The organism is Hymenobacter sp. H14-R3 (genome assembly GCF_030063445.1).
In the GTDB taxonomy this organism is placed as follows: Bacteria; Bacteroidota; Bacteroidia; order Cytophagales; family Hymenobacteraceae; genus Hymenobacter.
Genome location: NZ_JASITD010000083.1, coordinates 1 through 905, shown reverse-complemented (window position 1 = coordinate 905; position 905 = coordinate 1). Strand labels below are relative to the sequence as shown.

Below are 905 nucleotides of genomic sequence, written 5' to 3'. Positions count from 1 at the left end.
AGTGCCTATCCGAATAGGGAAACAGCGTCACCCAAAAAGACAATTGTACCACGTAATTCGGGCGCAGGCAAAATGGAGCATGGCCAGGTAGTTTTCCGGCTTTTTGGCCCAGCGGATGAGCAGGTGGCGGAAGCGGTTGAGCCAGGAGTGGGTCCGCTCCACCACCCAGCGGCGAGCTTTCTGGCCGGCTTTTTTGGCTTGCACTTCTTCCCCGCGTGGGCGGATATGGGCTGTGTAGCCGTGGGCCGCGACCAGGGCGCGCACTTGGTCGTAGTCGTAGCCGGCGTCCAGGCACAGGTGTTGTTCCTCGCCGTTCGCCCGGTGGGCGTCGCGGGCAGATTTGGCCGCTGGAGGCAAACTGGTCAACGTGCTTTCCGTCAATTTCATGTCATGCCGGTTGGCCCCGTCCAGCACCAGCCCCACGGGGATGCCCCGCGCCTCGGTCAGCAGGCTGCGCTTGGTGCCGCCTTTGCCCCGGTCCGTGGGGTTGGGGCCCGTTTTTTTCCCCGCCCAACGGCGCTTTGTGCAGCGAGCCGTCGAGAGACATCCACTCGAATTCGAGTCCGATTAACTCCTCGTAGTCCTGGAGCGCCACGTCCCAAAGCCGGGCAAAGACGCCGGCCTGCACCCACTCCTGAAAGCGGCTATGGGCCGTGCTGGACGAGCAAATGCCCGTCGTACTCAGCGCCTTCCACTGGCAGCCCGTGCGCAGGACAAAGAAAATGCCGTCCAGTACCTGCCGGTCCGGCACCCGCCGCCGGTGGCGGCCCAGGGGATGCGCCTTGGGCACGTGGACGGGCAAATGAGGGGACAACCGCGCCCAAAGCGTGTCCGAAATGCGAAATTCTTGAACTGTAGCCATACCCCTAAAATACAACTGATTTTTCCCTATTCGGATAGCCTCT

1 protein-coding gene is annotated in these 905 nt (G+C 62.2%); it reads right to left on the bottom strand.

All coding sequences use genetic code 11. The features are described 5' to 3' along the window. Window positions 1-27: 27 nt before the first annotated feature. A protein-coding gene (locus QMK33_RS23395) for an IS5 family transposase (RefSeq protein WP_502867101.1) occupies window positions 28-862 on the bottom strand; the annotation gives its coding sequence in 2 pieces (ribosomal slippage) (window positions 28-505 and window positions 504-862; 837 coding nt in all). Window positions 863-905: the final 43 nt, after the last annotated feature.